General features: G+C 57.6%; 1 protein-coding gene. It reads left to right on the top strand.

Annotated elements, in window-relative coordinates; genetic code table 11:
- Positions 1–8: 8 nt before the first annotated feature.
- On the top strand, positions 9–255 hold a 247-nt coding region (locus AB3X96_RS42930; RefSeq protein WP_368594460.1), incomplete at its 3' end, for a Wzz/FepE/Etk N-terminal domain-containing protein.

Genomic DNA, 255 nt, shown 5'->3' with positions numbered 1-255 from the left:
GGGTTTCGATGAACCAGAACTCTCTCCTTACGAATGCCGCCGTGGTTCGCAATAACGATGTGAGTCTCTCACGTTATTTCGACGTACTGATGGCCAACCGCTGGCTGGTCGGTGGAATCGCCGGCAGCGTGCTCGCCCTGGGCGTGGCATACGCGTTTATCGCGCCGTCGGTGTACCAGGCCGATATTCTCGTGCAGGTGGAAGACAGCATCCCGACCAACAATTCAAAGAGTCCTCTGGGCGACGTCTCGAGCA

The sequence above is a fragment of the Paraburkholderia sp. BR13439 genome (genome assembly GCF_040948805.1).
Classification (GTDB): Bacteria; Pseudomonadota; Gammaproteobacteria; order Burkholderiales; family Burkholderiaceae; genus Paraburkholderia; species Paraburkholderia youngii.
This window is presented reverse-complemented; position numbering and strand designations above follow the sequence as displayed.